Source organism: Novilysobacter selenitireducens (genome assembly GCF_020026895.1).
Lineage (GTDB): Bacteria > Pseudomonadota > Gammaproteobacteria > Xanthomonadales > Xanthomonadaceae > Lysobacter_C > Lysobacter_C selenitireducens.
The window spans coordinates 359041-374330 of record NZ_JAINZW010000003.1 but is presented as its reverse complement, the minus strand read 5'-3'; the positions used below and the strand labels follow the sequence as shown (position 1 = coordinate 374330).

The window sequence follows — 15290 nt, the reverse complement described above, 5'->3', positions numbered from 1 at the left end:
CTGCCCCGGTACTACCGCCGCACGCCGAAATCCGGTCGCGACTCACGTCGCTCCTACGAAAGCCCCGCGCAATCACGGCGGCGGGGAATCGCGGCTGAAGCCACTCCTACAGTCCCGATCCTTGCGCCCTCCACACACCGCCTACAAACATCGACAGCCCGTTAACGGCGGCAGGCCGAGCATGCCGGTTCCCCCACTTACCGGAGCACGCCCATGGCCCGCGCCAAGACGCCCACCGCCACCCCTCCCGGCAAGCAGCAGCCCCGCGGCGCCAAGCCTGCCAAGGACAAGCCGGCGGGGTCGGTCGGGCGACGGGCCGGCGCCGACCCGGACGCCGACGCTCCGCGCGGCACCGGTGGCGAGCTGCAGCAGCAGGCCGGCGGCAAGCGCCCGCAGCTGACCACCAACCAGGGCGTGGTGATCGCCGACAACCAGAATTCGCTGACGCCGACCCCGCGCGGGCCGACGCTGCTGGAGGACTTCATCCTCCGCGAGAAGATCACCCACTTCGACCACGAGCGCATCCCCGAGCGCATCGTCCACGCGCGCGGCTCGGCCGCGCACGGCTATTTCGAACTGACCAAGTCGCTGTCCAAGTACACGCGCGCCAAGCTGTTCTCGAAGGTCGGCACGCGCACCCCGGTGTTCACCCGCTTCTCGACCGTGGCCGGCGGCGCCGGTTCGGTCGACACCCCGCGTGACGTGCGCGGCTTCGCGGTGAAGTTCTACACCGAGGAAGGCAACTTCGACCTGGTCGGCAACAACATCCCGGTGTTCTTCATCCAGGACGCGATGAAGTTCCCGGACGTCGTGCACTCGGTGAAGATGGAGCCCGACCGCGCGTTCCCGCAGGCGGCCAGCGCCCACGACACGTTCTGGGACTTCATTTCGCTGACCCCCGAATCGATGCACATGATCATGTGGGCGATGAGCGACCGCACGATCCCGCGGTCGCTGCGCACCATCGAGGGCTTCGGAATCCACAGCTTCCGGTTCCTCAACGAGGACGGCAAAAGCACCTTCGTGAAGTTCCACTGGCGGCCGAAGCTGGGCATCCAGTCCACCGTCTGGGACGAGGCGCTCAAGCTGCAGGCCGCCGACAACGACTTCCACCGCCGCGACCTGTTCGAATCCATCCAGGCCGGCAACTTCCCCGAGTGGGAGTTCGGCGTGCAGCTGTTCACCCAGGAACAGGCCGACGCCTTCCCGTTCGACCACCTCGACCCGACCAAGATCATCCCCGAGTCGCTGGTGCCGGTGCAGATCGTCGGGCGCATGGTGCTGGACCGCTGGCCGGACAACTTCTTCGCCGAGACCGAACAGGTCGCCTACTGCCCGGCCAACATCGTGCCCGGCATCGACTTCTCCAACGACCCGCTGCTGCAGGGCCGTCTGTTCTCGTATCTCGATACGCAGCTGATCCGCCTGGGCGGGCCCAACTTCAACCAGATCCCGATCAACCAGCCCAAGTGCCCGTTCGCCAACCACCAGCGCGACGGCCACATGCAGATGCAGGTGCACAAGGGCCGCGTGAACTACGAGCCCAGCTCGCTGCAGGACGACAGCCCGCGCGCAGACATGAAGGCCGGCTTTCGCAGCTTCGCCGAGCAGCTCGACGATGGCGTCAAGGGCCGCGTGCGTCCGGAGAGCTTTGCCGACCACTACAGCCAGGCGCGCATGTTCTTCCGCAGCCTGGAGAAGCCCGAGCAGGCGCACCTGGCGTCGGCGCTGGTGTTCGAGCTGTCGAAGGTGGAGACGCCCAAGGTGCGCGAGCGCATGGTCGGCCACCTGCGCAATATCGACGAGTCGCTGGCCGAGCGCGTGGCCGACGGCCTTGGCCTGGATACCTTGCCGCCGCCCGCTGACGCCGCGATGGAACCCATCGACATGCCGGCCGCGCCGGAGGTCCGCATCATCGGCCGCATGCGCGAGACGCTGAAGGGCCGCACGGTCGGCATCCTGATCGACGAAGGCTCTGATGCCGCGGCGCTCAAGGCGCTGCGCAAGGCGGCCGAGTCGGCCGGCGCCATGGTCAAGATCGTCGCGCCCAAGCTGGGCGGCGCGGTCTTGTCGGATGGCAAGAAGCAGCCGGCCGACGGCCAGCTGCAGGGCACGCCGTCGGTGGTGTTCGATGCCGTCGCCGTGCTGCTGAGCGAGGACGCTGGCAAGAAGCTGGCGAAGGACTCCGCCGCGGTCGACTTCGTGGCTTTTGCGTGGGCGCATCTGAAGGCGATTGCCCATGACGCCGGCGCAGCGCCGCTGCTGAAGGCGGGCAACGTCGGCAAGGACGCGGGCATCGTCGCCGCGTCCGACCCCAAGGGCTTCGTCAAGGCGGCCGGCACGCGGCAGTTCGCGCGCGAGCCGAAGCTGCGCGACCTCGCCTGAGGACGGGCCGTGTTCCTCGAAAAGCTCAAATCCGAGGGGCTGGCGCACCTGTCGTACATGATCGGCGACGGCATGGAGGCCGTCGTCATCGACCCGCGCCGCGACATCCAGTGCTACCTGGACATTGCCGCGCGCGAGGGCGTGCGCATCACCCGCATCTTCGAGACGCACCGCAACGAGGACTACGTCATCGGCTCGGTGGAACTGGCCGAACGCACAGGCGCCTCGATCCACCACGGGCATGCGCTGGACTTCGGCTACGGCGAGGACGTGCGCGAGGGCGACACCTTCGAGTGCGGCGCGCTGCGGCTGCGCGTGCTGGAAACCCCGGGCCACACGCCAGAGAGCATCTCGCTGGTGCTGACCGACAGCAACCAGGGCGAGACGCCGGTCGGCGTGTTCACCGGGGATGCGCTGTTCGTCGGCGATGTCGGCCGCACCGACCTGCTGCCCGGGCGCGAGCGCGAGATGGCCGAGGCGCTGCATGCGTCCCTGTTCGACAAGCTGCTGCCGCTGGGCGACCAGACGCTGCTGTACCCGGCGCATGGCGCGGGGTCGGTGTGCGGCGAGAACATGGCCGACCGCGAGTTCTCCACGCTCGGCCACGAACGCGCGCACAACCCGATGCTCCAGATCACCGACCGCGAGGCGTTCGTGAAGTGCAAGCTCGGCGAGCAGCATTACGTGCCCCCGTACTTCAAGCAGATGGAACACCTCAACCAGTGCGGCGCGCCGCTGTTGCACCACCTGCCACGGCCGTTGCCGCTATCGGCCGACGACGTCGCAAAGCGGCAGGAGGCCGGCGCTTGCGTCGTCGACCTGCGCAGCGCGGAAGCCTTCGCCGGTGCGCACATCCCCGGCAGCCTCGCGTTGCCGCTGGACCTGCTGCCCGCCTACGCCGGCTACCTGCTGGACTACGACACCGACCTGCTACTGGTGGCCGAAAACGTTGGCGCCGTCGAGGACGCCATCGCGCGACTGGTGCGCATGGACTACACCCGCATCGCCGGCTACCTCAAGGGCGGTCTGGGCGCGTGGGAAACCAGCGGCCGCCGCTTCGGCCACGTTGATGCGATCAATGCCGACGACCTCGATGCACGATTGCAGTCGGGCGATGCGCCGCTGCTGCTGGACGTGCGCAAGCACACCGAGTTCAAGGCCAAGCGCCTGCGCGGCGCCACGCACGTCTTCCTCGGCCACCTGCCCGACAGGCTGGACACGCTGGCGCGCGACCGCCGCGTCGTCACGTTCTGCGGCAGCGGCAAGCGCGCCATCGTGGCCGCGTCCCTGCTCAAGCGCGACGGATTCGACGACGTCGCCAACGCCTTCGGCTCGATGGCAGCGTGCGAGGCCATCGGCTGCGCCACCCTGGAGACCGCCGACAACGCCTGACCCTCACCGCAGGAGCGGCGTCGCACGATGCCCCTCCCCCGTCCCGCTGGCGCGTTTCCTTGGCGCGCCGCCCGACGCGCACCGCGCACGCCGCTCCTGCACCCTCACCGCACTGAATCGTTCACGAAACCGATGGCGCACTGCGCGGATTTTTCACGCCGGGATTGCACGCCGCTGCCTACGTTTCAACCTCCCCCACAACCCAGGACGCACGCACATGGCACGCATCCCCGAGCAGCAGTACCGCACCCACTTCCAGAACAACTACCAGCAGGCCAAGTACTACAACACCAGCCGCACTTGGGACGATTACGAGCCTGCCTACAAGTACAGCTACGACCAGTACGAGACGCATGCCGGCCGCAAGTTCGAGGACGTCGAGAACGACCTGGAGCGCGGCTGGGACAAGACCAAGGCCAACTCCCGCCTGGCGTGGAACGAGGCCAAGGAAGCCGTCCGCGACGGCTGGCACCACATCGAGCGTGCCCTGCCGGGCGATGCGGACAACGACGGGCGCTGAAACCCGTACCACCTGGCAGCACCGGAAAGGCCCCGCACCCGCGGGGCCTTTCCATATGCTCGGATCCAGTTCCTTCCCAACGCCTTTGTAGGAGCGGCTTCAGCCGCGATTTCCCTCACGTCCATGGATGCCCGGCTCCGCCGAAGTAAAGCGCGAGCCCGCCTTCGCGAAAGCCACGGCTTCCCCAACCAAACCTTCACGCCAACCTTCCCCCCCACCGCCTAGGTTTCCTCTCCGAACCGCAATCCCTCCGGCACCATCCGAGGACGCCCCCATGCCGCAGACCCCCGACCTCGCCCCCGTCCCCCACGGCTTCGACGCCCCGCCCCCGCGCGACCTCGCCCACGACTGGACCACCCGCCGCGTGCGCTCCCGCCAGGCCTGGACCGACGCCAAGGCCGCCAACAGCGAATGGCGCGAAGAAGACGCACCCGCCGCGCCCCAGCCCGCCACCCGCTGACCCCGCATACGACAAGGCCCCGCATCGCGGGGCCTTGTTTATTTCGGTGGCCACGCACCCCCACCTGTAGGAGCGACGTAAGTCGCGACTGCTACCAGGCCGAGCTCGACCCTCAACGCCCCCTGTAGGAGCGGCTTCAGCCGCGATCACCAATCGTCGGACCCGCGGGGTCCAAGGTCGCGACTCACGTCGCTCCTACAAACACACCCGCCGAACGATGGCTTGAACCAAACGCGACACCGATCAACGCCCGCGCAACCGCCGCGCATTCGCCGACACCGTCCGGCTCGTCGGCCGCAACCCGGCGGCCATCACCCGGTCCACGTCCGACCACGCCGGCACCCACGACATCGACCCCGCCGTCCACGGCATCCACATCGCCTGCATTGCCGCGTCCCACGTGCGCGCCTGCCACTCCATCATCGCGGCGGCCATCGCGAACCCGCCGGCCTGTGCCGCCTGCCACTTCTCAGTGCCCATGCGCATCACCTCGCGCTGGTCGGCCGCCGTGGGCGCATGCGCGCTGGCGGCCAGGCGCATCAACCGCTGCGCGGCGACCGCCGGCGCACGGTGGGACAACTCGGTCAACTGGCGCTGGGTGGAGGCAGTGCGGCGACGGGCCATCGGGGTCAACTCAAACGAAAGGTGCGCCACTCTGCGCCCCCCACCCGCAACCCCACGTGACAGCCGCCCGCCCCCGTAGGGGCGGCTTCACCCGCGATCAATACCCCACGCCTTCTGTAGGAGCGGCTTCAGCCGCGATCAAATCCCACACCGCCTTTGTAGGAGCGACGTAAGTCGCGACCGAGACCTCACACACCGCGCAACCACCCCATCACCCCCGCACAACCCCCTTATGCGTCACCACCCGCCACACGTACCAGATGGCAATCACCAGCAGCACGCCCTTCGACACCGGGTCCACCCACTCGCCCACCTGCTCGAAGTTGGCCCCCAGCACGTAGCCCAGGTAGACCAGCACCGCCGTCCACACCAGGCTGCCCAGCGCCGTGACCGCCACGAACGGCAGCAGCGGCATCCCGTGGATGCCCGCCGGGATCGAAATCAGCGACCGCAGCCCCGGGATCAACCGGCAGACGAACACCGCCCAGCCCCCGTGCTTGGCGAACCACTGCGACGCCCGCTCGATGTCATGCCGCGACAGCGTCAGCCAGCGCCCGTGCCGGTCGGCAAAGTCCATCAAGCGCTCCTCACCCAGCTTGCGCCCCACCCAGTACAGCAGCAGCGCACCCAGCAGCGCGCCCAGCGTGCCCGCCAGCACCGCGCCCCACAGCGACATGCCCCCGCGCGAGGCGATGTACCCGGCCAGCGGCATCACCAGCTCCGAGGGGATCGGCGGGAACACCGTCTCCAGCAACGTCAGCAGGAAGACGCCCAGCTCGCCCATGCGGGTGATGGTGTCGGTGATCCAGTCGCCCATGGCGCAGGTCCGGTGGTGGTGGGGCCGCTACTGTGGACGGTAGTGCGTGGAACCCGCGTGTCCGAGCCCGCCGACCGGCTCATCAATCGGCACGGATAAGCCACGTCTCAACGACGTCGTCGCCCGTCTTGCTCGTGGAGTGCCTTAAGACACCGCGACTGCTGGCGAACTCATCACAAAGCGCACGAAATTCAACGTACTCCGGAGTCCCAGCAAACGTGGTTTCGCACGCTGCTTCGAACGCCGCGTGCAGGAGAAGATCGACCACTTGCATCAAACGCCTAACCTTATGGTGCTGCGCCTCAAGGCGTCGCGCCGCCGCCTCGCACCCTTCTATGGAAGAAAGGTCATACAGACCACAGCTGTGGAAGTGATGCACCAACTGGTTCCGCTCCTTAATGAGCTGGTCCAACTCAGCATCCAGGTCTGGACTCGTTGTGACGTTCTCGAGGAAACGGCCCCCGAGCGCCCCCAACGTCTTGAGCGAGACCTTGTCTGCGCGTTGTTTGAGGTTGGACAACGCGTCAGGCGCGCCTTCGAGATCAACGAGCGGCAGCAGATGCTTGAGGCCCTGTTCCAGCAGCTGCAGCGACATGACGTTCCGGCCCACATGCGCCATGACCCGCGTCCGGGCTGACGAAAGATCGCTACCGGGTGGCTGAACTGCAGTCACCCGTTCCACTTTTCAAAAACCGTCTTCAAACGCTCCACGGTGTGCCGCCACTTCGGCGTGGTCGGCTGACAGACGGTGTTCTGATTGCCGAAGAGGCCAATCTCGTTAAACGCCTTCTCTTCCGGAACCGTCTGGGACCAGTCCACTCTGACCATGTACTCGGCTTTCTCAGGGTCGTCAGCGAACAGGTTGTATCTGCCGGGGTCGCTTGCAAGCTCAAGGAACCGCTTGCGGCCAGCCGGGGCGTCAACCATGAAGTCATCGATCGCTTGGGCCTCCTCGGCCACAACGCCGACGCCCACGTAGCCAGTCTTGGGAATCTTGACCCACACTCGGTCGCCCGGCGACAGGACTCTCAGGGTCTGGCTGTACCAGCTCCCGCCACCTCCGCTGATGAACCCGTAACGACGCGCGTCCTCCCAGGAGCGGTGGCCGTAGGACACGTAGAACTCCCCGTTCCATGGCTCCTTTTCACCCGAACGACTGACACTACTTGCAACGTTGACCTGTGTTTCACCCGGATCTATCAACCACGCGCGGCTGAGCAGTTGCTGCTGTCCGCTCTGGAACACTTGGAAGAAGATCACGTTGATCGCGATGTCGCGTGCGTTGAGGTAGCCGATGATGCGCTCTGTTGAATCGTCGAGGGCTGCAGCTACAAGAATGATCTGGTGAGAGCCATTCAGTGCCTCCTCGTCCAGCTCTTCACCAAAGCGACTCTTGAAGGCTTGGGAAAGGTCCAAGCCTCCGCTGAAGCGCTGGTAGATCTGGGCGATTCGCTCAGGCGTCAGCTGGTCAACCCACGCGGCATAGTCAAGCGCCTGCGCAACGCACTCGCGTGGTGTGCGGTCGCGTTTCAGTTCGATAAGGATCAAGGAGGCATCCGGTGCGATGGCCAGCAGGTCGATGCGGCCACCGAAACCGGTGTGGACCTGTTGTCCGATCAGCATCCACTCGCCCGAGAGAATATCGGGGCGATTGATGATCATCTCTTCCAAGAACGCCTCACTCGGCAGTCGTGTTATCGACAACGGCTGCGGTGATGCATCTACTGTCCAGATAGCGTGCTTGACTGGCATCTACATGTCCTGAAATTTGCTTGGTGCTGAAGAAAACTACGGGGCACTTGATCCGATCAATTGAGGCCGGTCGCGGATCGATCAGACGCCGCGATAAGCCTCACTGTCCATTCGCTCTGCCCGACCCAGGGCAATGAGCATTTCGAGCAACTCGATCAGGAACGATTGCGACGTGGACAGCTCGGAGGCCGTGATGCCTTCCCATTTGCGGATGAAGGCGTCGATAGCATTGCCATCAGGCATGTCGGCGTCGGCCACGTGCGGGTCCCCTTCCCTGCGATCTCGTGATCAGGCGGGAGGATACGACAGGACGCGGTCGCGACCTTCGACCAGACAGCTGCCCCGGCCGCGTCCTCCCGGTAGGCTTCGCGCATGGCCGACGACCCTCCCCCCTCTCTGACTCGACCGCGAATCGCAGGTGTTTGCGAATGCGACATCGACCTGCTGCTGCTTGAGGAGTTCCTCTCCTCACCCGCGTTCGGGCTCTGGTTTGGCCAGGCGGCCGGCGTTAAAGACGACGCCTTGGGGACCGTCGTGGAGGCAGGCCGCTCGATTACGCACAGCACCGGAGAATCCGATCTCGAAGTGCACATGGTGTGTGGCACAGGGCGCACCGTGTTGTTGATCGAGAACAAGATCGGCGCCGGTCTGCAGCCCCTTCAGGCCGAGCGCTATCACCTTCGCGGCCGAGACTATCTAAGCAAGAATCGGTGCGAACGCGTTGTGTCGGTGATCGTCGCGCCGGATCGCTATTTCGCAAGTAGCGGTGAGACCAAGGGGTTCGAATGCCGGGTGTCCTATGAAGCTTTGATGCAGTGGTTCGACAACGACGCTGCGGAGCTTGGCGTTCGACGCTATTACAAGCGCTCCTTACTACAGTCAGGTATCGACAAAGCGGTGCTTGGATATCAGCCGGATGTCGATAGCGGAGTAACCGAGTTCTTCCGCGCGTATTGGGACTTGGCCGTCGCCAGCTATCCCGAACTTGGAATGCGCCCGCCCCGCCAACGACCTGGTGGCTCCGGGCGGGTCTATTTCAAGACGCCCCCTCTTACTGCGATCGGTGCCGACATAGCGCACAAGACGGGTCGCGGCATCGTCGACTTGCATCTGCGAGGTCGTGGGGCTCGCCTCGCCGAAGTGGAAGCACACCTTGGCGAAGTACTGGCGGCTGACATGCGGGTCGCATCTGCCGGGAAGTCCGCTGCCGTGCGACTTGAGGCTCCGCGCCTTGATCGGACTGCTCCCGCGGCGGAGCAACTAGACGCCATAAGGCGCGGACTGTATGCCGCGAAGCGGCTTCACGATTGGGCGCTGTGCCACCAGGAACGGATCTCTCGAATCTAAGAGTCCGCCAGCGGACTGTTTCCCTTCCGGACAATCAGACTTTCCCTACATACAGCCTGTGGCCCGACCCGCACACTCCGCCCCGCTCCAGCCGCCGGCCCTGCCGGCCACGCCGCACCCCGCGCCGCGGGGATGGCACTGGAGCGGCGCCGGTGGACTTGCAGGCACGCGACGCGGGCCGGCCCCGGCGCCTCACATGGAATGCAAGGGAGATTGCAGTGAGCCAGAACATGATCAACCTGACCCTGACCGACGCGCAGCTGGAGGCGGTGGACCAGGCGTTGACGGACCTTGAAGCGCAACTGGTGGACCTGATTGCGATGTCCGCCGAGCAGCGCCGCAAGCTGGCGCGCATGGGCGACAAGTCCGAGGCGTTCTGCCGGCAGACGCTGAGCGTGCTGTCGCAGAACCCGCAGGTGGTGCCGCCCAGCCTGAAACTGGCCGAGGCACAGGCAGACCTGGTGGCGCTGGACAAGCTGCGCCCGCGCCTGCAGCGGCTGCAGCGCCTGGCCGAGCGCGGCGCCGACAGCGAGACGGCACTGGGCAGCGACATCATGCGTTGCGCGCTGGACGGCTACGCGCTGTTGAAGGTGTCGGGCCGCAACCAGGGCCTGGAAGGCTTGCGCAAGGAGCTGGGCACGCGCTTCGCCAAGGGGCCGCGCGGGGAGGAGACGCCGGCCGCGGCGTGAGGGGTTAAGCGGCAGGCGGTGTGCGTGCCGGGGTTCTGCGAGAGGCCGCCTTCGGGCGGCCTTTTTGTTTTTCGCTTGGGCGGGGTTGCGTGTCCGTGGCTGTTCGCCTTCGCGGGGATGGTGGCGATGGCGGCGCGGGTGTGCCTTTAAGTGGCAGCGTTGGCGAAAAAAGCGGCTGTGGTGCCGGTTGGCGTGGCAGCGGTGGTGCACGTTGCGCCATCGATGGGGCTTTGAGCGGCGTGCATGGCGCTTTGAGTGGCAGCGTTGCCGCTTTTTGGGGCATGCGTGGCGGTTGGTGCGCGGGCGGTGGTGCTTTTTTCGGCGGCGGTGCGGGTTGTGGCGCGGGTGGTGGCACTTCGGGCGGCAGCGCTGCCGTGTTATGCGGCTCGCACGGCGGTTAATGCGGCGTCGCCGGCGGATTTTCCGGGGGCGATGCGGGTTGCAGCGGCGCGGCTGCGCCTTGTGGTTCCGGTGGTGACAGTTGGAACGGCGGCGGTGGCATGTGGTGCAACGTCGCTATGTGCTTCGCGACGGAGCTAACGCATGCGAACGGGGGTGTGGGGTTCGCCGGCGCTTGGGCTTGGGATGTCGTGGTTGCGGCTGAAGCCGTTCCTGCATTGCGTCAAGGCGACGCCAGCGGCTCCTTGCTGTCGCTGTATCGCACCGCGTGGAACACCTCACCGGTGTTGGCGTGGCACCAGCCGGGCTCCCAGGTGGCTTCAGGCGCAAGCCCGTAGTTGGACTGGCAGTTCCAGCCGCCGTCGGTCATGAAGCAGACGCGCACGTCGACCGGTACCGCGCAGGTGTTGGACACCATCGCTTTGTAGCCACTGAGGTCGGCGCACTTGTGGGTGCTGGTGACGGGCGGGGAGACGCACATGGACGCGTCATCGCGGGTTGAAGTACTGCCGGACGCTGCTGGCGAGTCTGCGCCGCCGGAGCTGCCCTGTCCGGCGCTGGCCCACGAACCTGTGCCCGGACCTTGGACAGGCGTGTAGGTGGTCGAGGCTTGCGGCGCGGATACCGGGGATGCGGCAGGTGCAGCCGTGTAGCCCGCACCGGAACGCATGGCACTGGCCTGAGTCTGTGCTGCCTGCTGTGCGCGGGCCTGCGCGTTGATGTCGGCCAGCGTCGAATCGAGCTCGTAGCGCGACTGCGCTTCCTGTGCGCGCGCGACTTCCAGACCGGCATCGAGAGCGCCGCTCATTGCGCCCATCACCGCCGACCATCGCTGGCGGCGGGCCTCACGCTTGGCGTCTTCTTCGGCGCGTAGGTCAGCCTGGATCTTTCGTTCCATCTCGATGGTCGCGGCCGCTCCCCGCATGCGCTGGGCAGCTTCGTACCGGTCGCGGACGTCCAGCGCCAGCGGCGACATCGAAAGATGGGCCATGGGATATGAGACCGACGCCAGCCCCGCCACATAGACATCATCGGCGGCCAAGGTCATCTCTTCGTTGTAGTGGAGGCGGCTACCCGAGGCATTGCTCAATATGTAGGGATCGGCGCGCAGCGTCCTGTCATCCTGGAAGCGGAATACCGCGTCACCCTGGAATCCCGACACGCGGATGTGCGCCTTGAGTTCGCCCGGCTGATCGCCCGGAGTGAATTCAAGTGTCCGGTCTGCATCCGCGAACGCCGGCATGCCGGCCTGCAGACGGATCGAAGATCCGTCCGGCGACCAGGTATAGGCATGGCGCATGTCAATCCCGGTTGGGCCCTCGTGTACCCAAGCGGTGTCCACGAGCCGCGCCAAAGGTCCCCAGGTCCGCATCAGTTCTGGCGCGGGCTCCTCAGAGGATGACTCCGAAGTGCCGGCGGACCGTTCGGCAATCATCTGCTGCAGAGCGTCGCACGCTTCACTTCGTCTACCGGGCTCACAGAGGGCGGCGTGCGCCTCTTCGAGTGTTTGTGCGGCAACGGGCTGCACGCCCGCCGATGCAACCAGTGCTGCAACAAAATATAGGTATCGCATATCCCCCCCATCTTGCCGGGGGAGGATATCTCCAAATGCGGCTAGGGGGATGCCAGCGGCTCGTTGCTGTCGCTGTAGCGGACCGCATGGAACACCTCGCCCGTGTTGGCATGGCACCAGCCCGGCTCCCAGATGGCCTCTGGCGCCAGGCCGTAGTTGGACTGGCAGTTCCACCCCCCGTCGGTCATGAAGCAGACGCGCACGTCCACCGGCACGGCGCAGGTGTTGGACAACATCGCCTTGTAGCCACTGAGGTCGGCGCACGTGTGGGTGCTGGTGACCGGCGGGGAGACACACATGGACGCGTCATCACGAGTCGAGGCGCTGCCGGAGGTTCCCATCGAACTGGCGCCACCCACGGAACTGCCCTGCCCTGCGCTGGCCCACGAACCCGTGCCCGGGCCCGGGACGGCGGTGTAGGTGGAGGTGGCCGGCGGCGTGGACACCGGCGGTGCGACGGGCTGCGCCGTGTAGCCTGTGCCGGAACGCATGGCACTGGCCTGAGTCTGTGCTGCCTGCTGTGCGCGGGCCTGCGCGTTGATGTCGGCCAGCGTCGAATCGAGTTCGTAGCGCGACTGCGCTTCCTGTGCGCGCGCCACCTCAAGCCCCGCGTCCAGTGCACCGTTTACCGCGCCCATTACAGCGCTCCATCGATTGGCCCGGTCCTGCTCCGCTTGTTGCTGCCTGCGGGCGGCGTCCTGGCGCGCTTGAGCCTCAGCCTCGACCAGGTTCTGGACGTCCATCTGCCGCTCTGCCAGCGCCTCGCGCGTCAACTCCCGGTAGACGTAGGACAGAACGACTTTGCCGGTGGGCAGTTCACGCTCCAATCGGAGCTCAACAGAGTTCCCCGACAAGCGTCTGTACGTTCCTGCGGCATCCGGCATATTGGAGATGGTGTAGGACAGGGAACCGTCGAGCTCGACGATGTAGTGGGTGTCGTACCCCGGCATTGCGGTGGACTCTTCAATCAAACCACCGGTGGTCTGATCCCAACGGATGCGACTCGACAGCGTCCGCTCCGAGCCTGTGTACTGGTAAACGGCCATGACCTCCCCGGGCACCTCCCACTCATAGACTGCCGAAGTCCCGGCGCCGGCGATCGCCTTCGCGATATCAAGCGACTGCCCTGCAACGCTGGTGATCCAGCGCTTGCCCACCATGTCGGCGAACGGACCCCAGCGGAGACGCCACTCGGCGACAAGCGCCGGGTCCGCCTCCGCGGGGGTGGCCTGCGCGGATGTCTGGACACCCGTTGCCGCTGCGCGGTGTGGGGTGGCGGCTTCTGCTGCCTGCAACTTGTCCAGCAGCGCCTTTCGCAACGCGGCACAGGTTGCCTCGTCGGCCTGGTCCGCATCGGAACACAGGCGAGCGTAGTTGTCCTCCAGCGTCTGCCCCAGAGCCATGCCGGGCAGGCATCCCAGGGCCAGGGCGAAAGACAGCGCGACCGTACGTGCGGCAAATATCGTCATGGTGGTTCCGGGAATGGATGCGATGGAATTCTTACGGCTGGTCGAGCGGCTCGTCGCTGTCGCTGTAACGGACCGCATGGAACACCTCACCGGTGTTGGCATGGCACCAGCCCGGCTCCCAGGTGGCCTCTGGCGCCAGGCCGTAGTTGGACTGACAGTTCCACCCCCCGTCGGTCATGAAGCAGACGCGCACGTCCACCGGCACGGCGCAGGTGTTGGACACCATCGCCTTGTAGCCACTGAGGTCGGCGCACGTGTGGGTGCTGGTGACCGGCGGGGAGACACACATGGACGCGTCATCACGAGTCGAGGCGCTGCCGGAGGTTCCCATCGAACTGGCGCCGCCAGCCGAGCTGCCCCGCCCTGCGCTGGCCCACGAACCCGTACCCGGGCCCTGGACGGCGGTGTAGGTGGTGGTGGCCGGCGGCGTGGACGCGGGCGGTGCGGCGGGCTGCGCCGTGTAGCCCGTTCCGGAGCGCATGGCAGAGGCCTGCGACTGCGCCGCCTGCTGCGCGCGGGCCTGCGCGTTGATGTCGGCCAGCGTCGAATCGAGTTCGTAGCGTGACTGCGCTTCCTGGGCGCGCGCTACCTCCAGACCGGAATCCAGAGCGGAATTGACCCCTCGGAGAAAGGCATCGAACGAGCTGCCGCGTTCGGCCTTGCGCTTCCGCTCCGCCTCGGCACGGGCCTGGTTGGCCAGCGTCTGCTGCCAAAGTGGGCTGGCTTTGAGCTCTGCGTCCGCACGCGTTATCTCGGCCATCAGCTTCTGCGTTTCAGCCATGTTGGCCTCAACCTGCTTCATCAAGGCCTGGGTTTCCAGGTTGGCAGCGGTTGCCGGCACCCGGTGACGGCGGTTCATCAGCTGCCACCCCTGACCCTTGTCATCCTCGATGAGCATTTCCAGCGCGCCATCGGCAAGGCGGCGAAAGACCATGCGCACGGCTCCGGCGCTGACGATGGCCGACCCGTCGGGCTGCCATTCGTACAGGCTGCTGGCCCCACCTCCAGGCGTCGTTTCGCGCAGGCCGCGATGCGTTGCATCCCACTGCAGGGTCGCGCCATGCGTGACGGTGCCGTCCGGCCGCTTCTCGAGCAGCACCATCACTTCCCCCGGCTCCTCCCAGACGTACTCCAGAGTGGCAGGGGTGAACGTGATGTTGCTCGGGTTCTCGTACTGGATATCGATCAGATCCTGACCGACCAGGTCGGCGAAGAAACCCCAACGCTGCATGCCCACCAGGTCCGGTGCGGCGTCCCCACTGCCAGACTCCTGAGCGGCCGGCACACTGGCTGGTGAAGCCGGTTGCGCCTGCAATTTTTCCATCAGCGACTTTGCCAGTACCTGGCACGCTTCGGTCTTGGCATCGGCCGGCTTGGAGCACAGCTGGGCGTAGCTTTCCTCGAGCGATTGGGCCGCAACGCTCCCGGGCGTCAGCGAAAAAGCCAGCAATGAAGCAATAAGCAAAGAACGCATCGGACCCCCCCGGAGTGATGTCCCCTGAGGCGCATGCTAGCGCGGTAAGGAGTCCAAGGCCTTGTGCCGGCGGCGGTAAGCGTCGTTGGCGGTTGTTTCGGGGCGGTGCCGGGTTACTGCGGCGGCGCTTTATTTTCTTGGGCCAGCGCTGGCGGTTGGAGGGGCGGCGATGGCAGGGGGTGCGGCGGGGGCCGCGGGTGTCGCGTGTGAGGTCGTGCCGGCGGCCGGGGTGTGGGGCTCGTCGGTGTCGGGGGTGGCGTGGTCGTGGCTGAAGCCGCTCCTACAGGGGGCGGGGGGTGGCGGTGCCATCTTGGGGATGGTGGTCGCGACTTACGTCGCTCCTACAAAGGGGGCGTGAGTGACGCCGGGGGATTGGGGTGTGGGCTTGC

The 15290-nt window shown here is 66.3% G+C and carries 14 protein-coding genes; 6 read left to right on the top strand and 8 right to left on the bottom strand.

Going from position 1 to position 15290, the window contains the following annotated elements:
* Positions 1-213: 213 nt before the first annotated feature.
* The 4 genes from K6753_RS08960 (at position 214) to K6753_RS08945 (ending at position 4757) form a co-directional block, all read left to right on the top strand.
* Positions 214-2385, top strand: coding sequence for a catalase (locus K6753_RS08960; protein ID WP_223676098.1), 2172 nt, complete (start codon positions 214-216; stop codon positions 2383-2385).
* Positions 2386-2394: 9 nt separating this feature from the next.
* Positions 2395-3777 carry an MBL fold metallo-hydrolase gene (locus K6753_RS08955; protein ID WP_223676097.1) on the top strand — a complete coding sequence of 461 codons (1383 nt, stop codon included), beginning with the start codon at positions 2395-2397 and terminating at the stop codon, positions 3775-3777.
* 217 nt (positions 3778-3994) lie between these two features.
* Positions 3995-4297 carry a hypothetical protein gene (locus K6753_RS08950; RefSeq protein WP_223676096.1) on the top strand — a complete coding sequence of 101 codons (303 nt, stop codon included), beginning with the start codon at positions 3995-3997 and terminating at the stop codon, positions 4295-4297.
* A 274-nt stretch (positions 4298-4571) separates the two neighbouring features.
* Complete coding sequence (locus K6753_RS08945) at positions 4572-4757, top strand: hypothetical protein (RefSeq protein WP_223676095.1); 186 nt, start codon at positions 4572-4574, stop codon at positions 4755-4757.
* 243 nt (positions 4758-5000) lie between these two features.
* Here the strand turns inward: K6753_RS08945 and K6753_RS08940 are convergent, their stop codons facing one another.
* The 5 genes from K6753_RS08940 to K6753_RS08920 form a co-directional block, all read right to left on the bottom strand.
* Positions 5001-5381 carry a hypothetical protein gene (locus tag K6753_RS08940; protein ID WP_223676094.1) on the bottom strand — a complete coding sequence of 127 codons (381 nt, stop codon included), beginning with the start codon at positions 5379-5381 and terminating at the stop codon, positions 5001-5003.
* 211 nt (positions 5382-5592) lie between these two features.
* Positions 5593-6198, bottom strand: a complete 606-nt coding sequence (locus K6753_RS08935; RefSeq protein ID WP_223676093.1) for a DedA family protein — start codon at positions 6196-6198, stop codon at positions 5593-5595.
* Between the two features lie 82 nt (positions 6199-6280).
* Entirely contained in the window at positions 6281-6793 is a 513-nt protein-coding gene (locus K6753_RS08930) for a hypothetical protein (protein ID WP_223676092.1), read from the bottom strand.
* Positions 6794-6867: 74 nt separating this feature from the next.
* Positions 6868-7950 (bottom strand): PDDEXK family nuclease, encoded by a 1083-nt coding sequence (locus K6753_RS08925; RefSeq protein WP_223676091.1) that lies wholly within the window; start codon positions 7948-7950, stop codon positions 6868-6870.
* 81 nt (positions 7951-8031) lie between these two features.
* Positions 8032-8208, bottom strand: coding sequence for a hypothetical protein (locus K6753_RS08920; RefSeq protein ID WP_223676090.1), 177 nt, complete (start codon positions 8206-8208; stop codon positions 8032-8034).
* A 114-nt stretch (positions 8209-8322) separates the two neighbouring features.
* On the opposite strand from K6753_RS08920, the gene K6753_RS08915 reads away from it, so the two are divergent.
* Together K6753_RS08915 and K6753_RS08910 are read left to right on the top strand one after the other, a co-directional pair.
* Positions 8323-9297 carry a PD-(D/E)XK nuclease family protein gene (locus K6753_RS08915; RefSeq protein ID WP_223676089.1) on the top strand — a complete coding sequence of 325 codons (975 nt, stop codon included), beginning with the start codon at positions 8323-8325 and terminating at the stop codon, positions 9295-9297.
* Positions 9298-9515: 218 nt separating this feature from the next.
* Entirely contained in the window at positions 9516-9986 is a 471-nt protein-coding gene (locus tag K6753_RS08910) for a hypothetical protein (RefSeq protein ID WP_223676088.1), read from the top strand.
* A 622-nt stretch (positions 9987-10608) separates the two neighbouring features.
* Here the strand turns inward: K6753_RS08910 and K6753_RS08905 are convergent.
* The 3 genes from K6753_RS08905 to K6753_RS08895 all read right to left on the bottom strand — a co-directional run bounded on the left by K6753_RS08905 (position 10609) and on the right by K6753_RS08895 (position 14901).
* A complete protein-coding gene (locus K6753_RS08905; protein WP_223676087.1) occupies positions 10609-11685 on the bottom strand; it encodes a hypothetical protein in 1077 nt (358 codons plus the stop codon).
* Positions 11686-11999: 314 nt separating this feature from the next.
* Positions 12000-13427, bottom strand: a complete 1428-nt coding sequence (locus K6753_RS08900; RefSeq protein WP_223676086.1) for a hypothetical protein — start codon at positions 13425-13427, stop codon at positions 12000-12002.
* 31 nt (positions 13428-13458) lie between these two features.
* Complete coding sequence (locus K6753_RS08895) at positions 13459-14901, bottom strand: hypothetical protein (RefSeq protein WP_223676085.1); 1443 nt, start codon at positions 14899-14901, stop codon at positions 13459-13461.
* Positions 14902-15290: the final 389 nt, after the last annotated feature.

Bases quoted from the DNA above. Each gene is read 5' to 3' on its own strand.
- K6753_RS08960 (WP_223676098.1), top strand. From the start codon at position 214: ATGGCCCGCGCCAAGACGCCCACCGCCACCCCTCCCGGCAAGCAGCAG.
- K6753_RS08950 (WP_223676096.1), top strand. From the start codon at position 3,995: ATGGCACGCATCCCCGAGCAGCAGTACCGCACCCACTTCCAGAACAAC.
- K6753_RS08945 (WP_223676095.1), top strand. From the start codon at position 4,572: ATGCCGCAGACCCCCGACCTCGCCCCCGTCCCCCACGGCTTCGACGCC.
- K6753_RS08940 (WP_223676094.1), bottom strand. From the start codon at position 5,381: ATGGCCCGTCGCCGCACTGCCTCCACCCAGCGCCAGTTGACCGAGTTG.
- K6753_RS08935 (WP_223676093.1), bottom strand. From the start codon at position 6,198: ATGGGCGACTGGATCACCGACACCATCACCCGCATGGGCGAGCTGGGC.
- K6753_RS08930 (WP_223676092.1), bottom strand. From the start codon at position 6,793: ATGTCGCTGCAGCTGCTGGAACAGGGCCTCAAGCATCTGCTGCCGCTC.
- K6753_RS08925 (WP_223676091.1), bottom strand. From the start codon at position 7,950: ATGCCAGTCAAGCACGCTATCTGGACAGTAGATGCATCACCGCAGCCG.
- K6753_RS08915 (WP_223676089.1), top strand. From the start codon at position 8,323: ATGGCCGACGACCCTCCCCCCTCTCTGACTCGACCGCGAATCGCAGGT.
- K6753_RS08905 (WP_223676087.1), bottom strand. From the start codon at position 11,685: ATGCGCCATGCCTATACCTGGTCGCCGGACGGATCTTCGATCCGTCTG.
- K6753_RS08900 (WP_223676086.1), bottom strand. From the start codon at position 13,427: ATGACGATATTTGCCGCACGTACGGTCGCGCTGTCTTTCGCCCTGGCC.
- K6753_RS08895 (WP_223676085.1), bottom strand. From the start codon at position 14,901: ATGCGTTCTTTGCTTATTGCTTCATTGCTGGCTTTTTCGCTGACGCCC.